Origin of the sequence: Streptomyces sp. PA03-1a, from assembly GCF_033792805.1 — a bacterium.
Taxonomy (GTDB): Bacteria; Actinomycetota; Actinomycetes; order Streptomycetales; family Streptomycetaceae; genus Actinacidiphila.
In genome coordinates, this window is the sequence record NZ_JARAVO010000317.1 from 1 (window position 1) to 9,123 (window position 9,123).

9 protein-coding genes are annotated in these 9,123 nt (G+C 71.2%); 2 read left to right on the forward strand and 7 right to left on the reverse strand.

Translation table 11 applies throughout. The annotated features are described in order from the left end of the window. Positions 1-129: 129 nt before the first annotated feature. The 4 genes from PV341_RS41190 to PV341_RS41205 form a co-directional block, all read right to left on the reverse strand. Positions 130-498 carry a holo-ACP synthase gene (locus PV341_RS41190; protein WP_500328127.1) on the reverse strand — a complete coding sequence of 123 codons (369 nt, stop codon included), beginning with the start codon at positions 496-498 and terminating at the stop codon, positions 130-132. 7 nt (positions 499-505) lie between these two features. Further along, on the reverse strand, positions 506-2,353 hold the full coding sequence (glmS, locus tag PV341_RS41195) for a glutamine--fructose-6-phosphate transaminase (isomerizing) (protein ID WP_500328128.1): 1,848 nt from the start codon (positions 2,351-2,353) through the stop codon (positions 506-508). Positions 2,354-2,451: 98 nt separating this feature from the next. Continuing rightward, the gene (locus PV341_RS41200) at positions 2,452-3,258 is read right to left on the reverse strand and encodes an ABC transporter permease (RefSeq protein WP_500328129.1); all 807 of its coding nucleotides are present in this window, start codon (positions 3,256-3,258) and stop codon (positions 2,452-2,454) included. Next, entirely contained in the window at positions 3,255-4,229 is a 975-nt protein-coding gene (locus PV341_RS41205) for an ATP-binding cassette domain-containing protein (RefSeq protein ID WP_500328130.1), read from the reverse strand. Before PV341_RS41205 ends, PV341_RS41200 begins: the two co-directional genes overlap by 4 nt. Before the next feature lie 162 nt (positions 4,230-4,391). Between PV341_RS41205 and coaA the strand changes: the two genes are divergently transcribed. Then, positions 4,392-5,384, forward strand: a complete 993-nt coding sequence (coaA, locus tag PV341_RS41210) for a type I pantothenate kinase (protein ID WP_500328131.1) — start codon at positions 4,392-4,394, stop codon at positions 5,382-5,384. A gap of 29 nt (positions 5,385-5,413) precedes the next feature. Then, the gene (locus PV341_RS41215) at positions 5,414-6,370 is read left to right on the forward strand and encodes a DUF389 domain-containing protein (RefSeq protein WP_500328133.1); all 957 of its coding nucleotides are present in this window, start codon (positions 5,414-5,416) and stop codon (positions 6,368-6,370) included. Here the strand turns inward: PV341_RS41215 and glmM are convergent. The 3 genes from glmM to rplM form a co-directional block, all read right to left on the reverse strand. Beyond that, positions 6,367-7,725, reverse strand: coding sequence for a phosphoglucosamine mutase (glmM, locus tag PV341_RS41220; RefSeq protein ID WP_499513441.1), 1,359 nt, complete (start codon positions 7,723-7,725; stop codon positions 6,367-6,369). The genes PV341_RS41215 and glmM overlap by 4 nt on opposite strands. 147 nt (positions 7,726-7,872) lie before the next feature. After that, positions 7,873-8,373 carry a 30S ribosomal protein S9 gene (rpsI, locus tag PV341_RS41225; RefSeq protein ID WP_319140461.1) on the reverse strand — a complete coding sequence of 167 codons (501 nt, stop codon included), beginning with the start codon at positions 8,371-8,373 and terminating at the stop codon, positions 7,873-7,875. A gap of 42 nt (positions 8,374-8,415) precedes the next feature. Next, a complete protein-coding gene (gene rplM / locus PV341_RS41230; RefSeq protein ID WP_089229083.1) occupies positions 8,416-8,862 on the reverse strand; it encodes a 50S ribosomal protein L13 in 447 nt (148 codons plus the stop codon). Between the last annotated feature and the right edge of the window lie 261 nt (positions 8,863-9,123).

Sequence of the window (9,123 nt, forward strand, 5' to 3'; positions counted from 1 at the left end):
GCCTACGCCTGCGGCGGGCGGGGGATGCCCGCCGCAGGCGTAGGCAACCCGCACACAGACACCCGGCCGCAAGGGAAACCGCAAGAACAAACGCCCCGCACGCGGCGACACGGGGTAGGCCGGACCGGGTCAGCCCTCGGCGATGACCACCGCGGACGCGACCCCCGCGTCGTGGCTGAGCGAGACGTGGAACGTCCGCACCCCCAACTGCTCGGCCCGCGCCGCCACCGTCCCCCGGACGATGAGCCGCGGCTGCCCCGAATCCTCCGTGACGACCTCCGCGTCCGACCAGTGCAGCCCACCGGGCGCCCCCAGCGCCTTCGCGACCGCCTCCTTCGCGGCGAACCGCGCCGCGAGGGAGGCGCCGCCCCGGCGGGCCCCACTGGGGAGGTGGAGCTCGCCGGGGAGGAAGAGCCGCTCGGCCAGACCGGGCGTGCGCTCCAGGGACTGCTCGAAGCGGTCGATCTCGGCGACGTCGATGCCCACCCCGATGATCACGGCGTGCTCACTCGACCGTGACGGACTTCGCGAGGTTCCGCGGCTGGTCGACCTCGTTGCCGCGGGCCGTGGCCAGTTCGCACGCGAAGACCTGCAGCGGCACCGTCGCGACCAGCGGCTGCAGCAGCGTCGGGGTCTGCGGCACCCGCACCAGGTGGTCGGCGTAGGGGACGACGGACTCGTCGCCCTCCTCCGCGATGACGATGGTGCGTGCCCCGCGGGCCCGGATCTCCTGGATGTTGGAGACGATCTTGTCGTGCAGCACCGAGCGCCCGCGCGGCGACGGCACGACCACGACGACGGGGAGGTCCTCCTCGATCAGCGCGATGGGGCCGTGCTTGAGCTCGCCGGCGGCGAAGCCCTCGGCGTGCATGTAGGCGAGTTCCTTGAGCTTGAGCGCGCCCTCCAGGGCGACGGGGTAGCCCACGTGGCGGCCGAGGAAGAGGACGGTGTTCTTGTCCTTGAGGGAGCGGGCCAGTTCGCGGACCGGCTCCATGGTCTCCAGGACCTGCTCGACCTGACGGGAGATCTGGGAGAGCTCGCGGATGACGGCGAGGATCTCGTCGCCCCACTTCGTGCCGCGCACCTGGCCCAGGTAGAGGGCGACGAGGTAGCAGGCGACGACCTGGGTGAGGAACGCCTTCGTGGAGGCGACGGCGACCTCGGGGCCGGCGTGGGTGTAGAGCACCGCGTCGGACTCGCGCGGGATGGTGGAGCCGTTGGTGTTGCAGATGGCCAGCACCTTGGAGCCCTGCTCGCGGGCGTGCCGCAGGGCCATGAGGGTGTCCATGGTCTCGCCGGACTGGCTGATGGCGACCACCAGGCTGCGCGGGGCCAGGATCGGGTCGCGGTAGCGGAACTCGCTGGCGAGCTCCACCTCGCAGGGGATGCGGGTCCAGTGCTCGATCGCGTACTTGGCGATCATTCCGGCGTGGAAGGCGGTGCCGCAGGCGACGATGACGATCTTGTCGACCTCGCGCAGCACGGAGGCGGGGATCCGTACCTCGTCGAGGGTCAGCAGTCCGCTCGCGTCGATCCGGCCCAGCAGCGTGTCGGCGACGGCCTTGGGCTGCTCGGCGATCTCCTTGAGCATGAAGTAGTCGTAGCCGCCCTTCTCGGCGGCGGAGGCGTCCCAGTCGATGTGGTACGGCCGGACGTCGGCGGGCTTGCCCTCGAAGTCGGTGACGGTGACGCCCCCGCGGCGCAGCTCCACGACCTGGTCCTGGCCGAGCTCGATGGCCTCGCGGGTGTACGCGATGAAGGCCGCGACGTCGGAGGCGAGGAAGTTCTCGCCGTCGCCGACGCCCACGACGAGCGGGGAGTTGCGGCGGGCGCCGACCACGACGTCGGGCTCGTCGGCGTGGACGGCCACCAGGGTGAAGGCGCCGTCGAGGCGGCCGCAGACCTGGCGCATGGCCTCGGCGAGGTCCCCGGTGGAGGAGTAGGCCTCGGCGAGGAGGTGGGAGACGACCTCGGTGTCGGTCTCGGAGAGCAGGTCGTGGCCGCGCTCGGCGAGTTCGGCGCGCAGGGCGGCGAAGTTCTCGATGATGCCGTTGTGGACGACGGCGACCCGGCCCGCGTTGTCCAGGTGCGGGTGCGCGTTGGCGTCCGTGGGGCCGCCGTGGGTGGCCCAGCGGGTGTGCCCGATCCCGGCGGGGCCGCTCGGCAGCGGACGCTCGTCCAGCAGCTTCTCCAGGTTGGCGAGCTTCCCGGCCCTCTTGGCCGCGGCGAGCCCGCCGTCGGCGAGGACGGCGACGCCCGCCGAGTCGTACCCCCGGTACTCCAGGCGCTTCAGACCCGCGATGACGACGTCGAGGGCGGACTGGCCGCCCACGTATCCAACGATTCCGCACATGGGAAGAACTCTAGGCGGCGGACGGCGGACGTCGAACCCGACGGCGGACGCCGGTGGGCCCCGGACCGGGACGGTCCGGGGCATCCCGGGAAGCGCGTTCAGCTGCGCGCGCGGTAGGCGCGCATCACCAGCGGGACGAAGACCACCGCGATCCCCGCGGCCCACAGCAGCGACCACATGACCGGTCCGGCGACCGCACCGGAGCCGGTCATCAATCCCCGTACGGCGTCGGCCAGGCGGGTGACCGGGTTCACGTCCGCCCACGCCCTGAGCCAGCCGGGCATGGTGTCCGCGCGCACGAAGGCGCTGGAGGTGAAGGTGAGCGGCATGACCAGCACGAAGCCGAAGGTCATCACCTTCTCCGGCTCGGAGACCAGCATCCCGATCAGCAGCGTCATCCAGGACATGGCGACCGCGAAGGCCAGCAGCAGGCCCGCCGCGCCCAGTACGCCGGGCACGCCGCCGTCCACGTCGAAGCCCATGAGCACGCCCAGGCCCAGCATCAGCAGCAGCGACCACAGTTGCTTGCCGAGGTCCGCCACGACCCGCCCCATGAGCGGCGCGGAACGGGCGATCGGCAGCGAGCGCAACCGGTCCAGGACGCCCTTGGTGAGGTCGATGTTGAGGCCCATCGCGGTGTTCATGGTCGCGAAGAGGGCGTTCTGCACGATGATCCCGGGCAGCGCGTACTGCAGGTAGGCGTCGGGCGATCCGGCCATCTGGCCGCCGAAGACGTAGGTGAAGAGCAGCACGAACATGACGGGCTGGACGCTGAGGTCCATCAGCTCCATCGGGTTGTGCTTGATCTGCACCAGGTTGCGCCAGGCGAGGGTGCAGGTCTGCTGCAGCCCGTCGCGGAGCCGGACCTTGGCGACCGGCATCAGGTCCGCGGTCACGGCGCTCATACCAGGGCCTCCGTCTTGTCCTCGTCCGTCGTCGTCTCCTTCACCGCGCGGTGCCCGGTGAGGGACAGGAACACCTCGTCGAGGCTGGAGCGGCGCAGCGTGAGCTCGCTCACCCGCACCCCGGCCTCGTCCAGCCGCCGTACGACGGCGGGCATCAGCTCCGGGTCGTTCACCGCAGCGGTGACCAGGCCGGACTCGATCTTCGCGCCGGGCCCGGCGACCACCGAGACCATCGCGTGGACCTTCTCCAGCTCCGCCGCGGCCATCGGCCGCACCTGCAGAACCTGGCCGCCGACCTGCTCCTTGAGCCCGTCGGGGGTGCCCTCGGCGATCACCCGGCCGCGGTCGATGACCGCGATGTCGTCGGCGAGCTGGTCGGCCTCCTCCAGGTACTGCGTGGTCAGCAGCACCGTCGTACCGTCCCCGACCAGGCCACGGACGATGTCCCACAGCTCGTTGCGGCTGTGCGGGTCCAGGCCGGTGGTGGGCTCGTCGAGGAAGAGCACCCGCGGCCGGCCGACCAGGCTGGCGGCAAGGTCGAGGCGGCGCCGCATGCCGCCGGAGTACGTCTTGGCGGCCCGGCCGCCGGCGTCGGCGAGCCGGAACTCCTCCAGCAGCCGCGTCGCCCGGGCGCGGGCCTCACGGCGCGGCAGGCCCAGCAGCCGGGCGATCATCAGCAGGTTCTCGTGGCCGGTGAGCATCTCGTCCACGGCCGCGTACTGCCCGGTGAGCCCGACGAGCGCGCGTACGGCGCCGGCCTCCCGCACCACGTCGTGGCCGCCGACGAGCGCCCGGCCGGCGTCCGGCCGCAGCAGGGTGGCCAGGATGCGCACCGCCGTGGTCTTCCCCGCCCCGTTGGGGCCGAGCACGCCGAGCACCGTGCCGCTGCGCGCGGCCAGGTCCACGCCGGCCAGGGCCGTGGTCTCCTTGAAGCGTTTGACCAGGCCCTCCGCCTGGATCGCGTAGCTCATCCGCGATGTCCTCCCCGTCATGGTTCGCTCGGTGTTGCTCCGTTGCGCACCACTGTCCCGGACGCCACTGACAACGGGCTGACATACCGCTGACGACGGCGCCGGCGCCGGCCCGGCCGACCCCGGCGTGAGCGCAGTTCACCGCGGCGCAACAATGAATCCGTGCCGCCGACGATTTCCCCCCACCCGACGCGCCGCCGCGCCGAGCCCACGCCGTACGTCGACCTGACGCGGGCCGAGTGGAGCGCGCTGCGCGACCGCACGCCGCTGCCGCTCACCGCGGACGAGGTCGAGCGCCTGCGCGGTCTCGGCGACGTCATCGACCTGGACGAGGTGATCGACGTCTACCTGCCGCTGTCGCGGCTGCTCAACCTCTACGTCGGCGCCACCCACGGACTGCGCGGCGCCGTCAACACCTTCCTCGACGACACCGGGGAGGGCCACGGCTCGCAGACCGGCACGCCCTTCGTCATCGGGGTCGCCGGCAGCGTCGCGGTCGGCAAGTCGACCACCGCGCGCATCCTGAAGGCGCTGCTCGCCCGCTGGCCGGAGCACCCGCGGGTGGAACTGGTCACCACCGACGGCTTCCTGCTCCCCAAGGCCGAGCTCCAGCGTCGCGGGCTGATGTCCCGCAAGGGCTTCCCCGAGTCGTACGACCGGCGCGCCCTGACGCGCTTCGTGGCCGACGTGAAGGCCGGCAAGGACGAGGTGCGCGCGCCCGTCTACTCGCACCTGATCTACGACATCGTGCCCGACGAGGAGCTGGTCGTCCGGCGCCCGGACATCCTCATCGTCGAGGGCCTGAACGTCCTGCAGCCCGCCCTGCCGGGCAAGGACGGCCGCACCCGGGTCGCGCTCGCCGACTACTTCGACTTCAGCGTGTACGTGGACGCGCGCACCGAGGACATCGAGCAGTGGTACCTGGCGCGCTTCCGCCAGCTGCGCGAGACCGCCTTCCAGAACCCGCTGTCGTACTTCCACCGCTACACCGAGGTCTCCGAGGTGGAGGCCATGGAGTACGGCCGTCACACCTGGCGCGCCATCAACCAGCCCAACCTGCTGGAGAACGTGCTGCCCACCCGCGGCCGCGCGACCCTGATCCTGCGCAAGGGCCCCGACCACAAGGTGCAGAAACTCTCCCTGCGCAAGCTGTAGTCCACCGGCCGCCGGGTAGCCTGCCCCGCATGCTGCATCTCCGGATGATCGTCCCGCAGGGGAGCACCGACGAGGTCGTGTCCCTCGTCGAGGGGACCGTGGGCGCCACCCACCTCGCCGTGCTGCCCGGAGCGGCCCGCAACCCGCGCGGGGACATCGTCATGTGCGACGTGGCGCGCGAGGCGGGCGACGAACTGCTGCGGGCCCTGCGGCGCATGGGCGTCGCCGACACGGGCTCGATCGCGGTGGAGCACATCGACCTGTCGCTGTCGGCCCGCGCCGAGAAGGCCGAGGAGGACGCGCCCGGGGAGGGCGCGGACGCCGTGCTGTGGGAGTCGCTGACCGACGCGACCCACGAGGAGTCCACCCTCACCGTCACCTATCTGGCGTTCCTGGCCCTGGCCACGATGCTGGCGGCCTGCGGCGTGATGCTCGACAGCGCGATCCTGATCGTCGGCGCGATGGTGGTCGGCCCGGAGTTCGGCCCGCTGGCGGGGGTGTGCACCGGTCTGGTCCAGCGCCACGGGCGGCTGGCCCGGCGCTCGCTGGTGGCGCTGCTGGTGGGCTTCCCGGTGGCGATGGTGCTCACCGGCGGCTTCGCCTACCTGATGGACGTCCTGGGCGTCTTCGGCGTGGCCGACTTCACGGCGCCGCATCCGTCGACCGCCTTCATCTGGCAGCCGGACGCCAGTTCCTTCGTGGTGGCGTTCCTCGCCGGGATCGCCGGGATCCTCTCGCTGACCTCCGCCAAGTCCGGCGCCCTGGTCGGCGTGGCGATCTCGGTGACCACCGTCCCGGCGGCCGCCAACGCCGCCCTTGCCCTGACCTACGGCGACTACCGCGAGCTGTGGGGCTCCTCGGCGCAACTGGGCGTCAACCTGGCGGGGATCGTCATCGCGGGCGTCCTGACGCTGCTCGCCCAGAAGGGCTTCTGGGCGATGCAGCGCAGGCGGCGGCGTACGGTGTCGGACGCGTCCTCGGTCTAGCCGAGCGCGGACTTCACGACGTCGGCGAGCCGGCCGGCCACCGAGCGGGCGTGGTCGATGTCGGCGGCCTCGACCATGACGCGGACCACCGGCTCGGTGCCGGAGGGGCGCAGCAGCACGCGGCCGGTGCTGCCGAGCTCGGCCTCCGCCTCGGCCACGGCCGCGGACAGCTCGCTGGAGGACCCGACACGGCTCCTGTCGACGTCCCGGACGTTGACCAGGACCTGCGGCAGCCGCTCCATGACGGTGGCCAGCTCGGCCAGCGAACGGCCGGTGGAGACGACCCGGGCGGCCAGCATGAGGCCGGTGAGGGTGCCGTCGCCGGTGGTGGCGTGGTCGAGGATGATCACGTGGCCGGACTGCTCGCCGCCGAGCGCGTAGCCGTGCTCCTTCATCGACTCCAGCACGTAGCGGTCGCCGACGGCGGTCTGGATCAGCTCGATGCCCTCGCGCTCCATGGCGAGCTTGAACCCCAGGTTGGACATGACCGTGCCGACGACGGTGTTCTTCCGCAGCCGGTCCGCCTCGCGCATGGCGACGGCCAGGACGGCCAGGATCTGGTCGCCGTCGACCTCGTTGCCCTGGTGGTCCACGGCCAGGCAGCGGTCGGCGTCGCCGTCGTGGGCGATGCCGAGGTCCGCGCCGTGTTCGATGACGGCGGCCTTGATCAGGTCCAGGTGGGTGGAACCGCAGCCGTCGTTGATGTTGAGGCCGTCCGGCTGGGCACCGAGGGTGACCACCTCGGCGCCGGCCCGGGCGAAGGCCTCGGGCGAGACGCGGGCCGCGGCGCCGTGGGCCTCGTCCAGGACGATCTTCAGGCCGTCCAGGCGGTTCGGCAGGACGCCGATCAGGTGGGCGACGTACTGGTCGAAGCCCTGGTCGTACTCACGCACGCGGCCCACGCCGGCGCCGGTGGGGCGGTCCCAGGGGGCGCCGGTGCGGTGCTCCTCGTAGACGGACTCGATGCGGTCCTCGAGCTCGTCCGCGAGCTTGTGGCCGCCCCGGGCGAAGAACTTGACGCCGTTGTCGGGCATCGGGTTGTGGCTCGCGGAGAGCATCACGCCCAGGTCCGCGCCGAGCGCGCCGGTGAGGTAGGCCACGGCCGGGGTCGGCAGCACGCCCACCCGCAGCACGTCGACGCCGGCGCTGGCGAGCCCGGCCACCACCGCGGCCTCCAGGAACTCTCCGGACGCACGCGGATCCCGTCCCACCACGGCCACCGGCTTGTGGCCCTCGAACGTGCCCGCCTCGGCGAGCACGTGCGCCGCCGCGACCGACAGTCCGAGCGCCAGCTCAGCCGTCAGATCCGCGTTCGCGACACCGCGCACACCGTCCGTACCGAAGAGTCGTCCCACGTCGTTACCTCCGAGATGTTGCCGTGCTCCGCCCCGTACTCGCCGGGCGTCCATCCGGTTATACGTCTATACCCCCGGAATGCGTACGCCCCGGAGACGCACAAAGTGCCTCCGGGGCGTACGTGCAGTGCAGCGCGCGCGTGATGCTTAGCGCTTGCTGTACTGCGGCGCCTTGCGGGCCTTCTTCAGACCGGCCTTCTTGCGCTCGATCTCGCGAGCGTCACGGGTCAGGAAGCCGGCCTTCTTGAGCGGGCCGCGGTTGTTGTCGACGTCCGCCTCGTTCAGCGCACGGGCGACGCCCAGGCGCAGCGCACCGGCCTGGCCGGAGATGCCGCCGCCGTTGATGCGCGCGATGACGTCGTAACGGCCGTCGAGCTCAAGGATCTTGAACGGCTCGTTGACTTCCTGCTGGTGCACCTTGTTGGGGAAGTACTCCTCAAGGGTGCGACCGTTGATCGTCCACTTGCCGGAGCCCGGGATGATCCGGACGCGGGCGACGGACTCCTTGCGGCGGCCCGTGCCGGCGGCCGGCTGGGGCTCGCCGAAGCGGGAGGCGAGGGACTCGGAGGTGTACTCCTCCGGGATCTCGATGGTCTCCACGATCTCGCCGTCCTCGACGAGAGGGGTCTCAGGGGTGGTCTCGGCCACGATGCTCCTCAGATGCTTTCTGTGTATCGGTGGTGGCCGGGACTAGCCCTGCGCGACCTGGCTGATCTCGAACGGAACCGGCTGCTGGGCACCGTGCGGGTGCTCGGCACCCGCGTACACCTTCAGCTTGGAGAGCATCTGGCGGCCCAGGCTGTTCTTGGGCAGCATGCCCTTGACGGCCTTCTCGATGGCCTTCTCGGGGTTCTTGTCGAGCAGCTCGTCGTAGCGGACGGAACGCAGACCGCCCGGGAAGCCCGAGTGGCGGTAGGCCAGCTTCTGCTGCTTCTTGTTACCGGAGAGGTGCACCTTGTCGGCGTTGATGATGATGACGAAGTCACCGGTGTCGACGTGGGGCGCATAAATCGGCTTGTGCTTGCCCCTCAGGAGGGACGCGGTCTGGGACGCCAGACGGCCCAGGACGACGTCCTGCGCGTCAATGACGTGCCACTGGCGCTGGACATCGCCGGGCTTGGGGCTGAACGTACGCACGGTCGTAGCCTTCGCTTCTTCAGTGAGTGGGTACTGACAAGGCCACCCGGACGATCACGACAGCCCTGTCACCCTGCGGCGACGCATACCGCGAGGTGAACGCTGGTCATCGGCCCGGTGGACCGGCGTAGCGGCCTCTCACGTGAGAACGAGCAAGCCAATACGCATAACGAACCTGCAGAATACCCGCGGCTGCCCGTTCGGGTCAAAACAGCCGGTGCGGGGGCGTGCCCGCACCGGCTGTTTTGACCCGAACGGGCA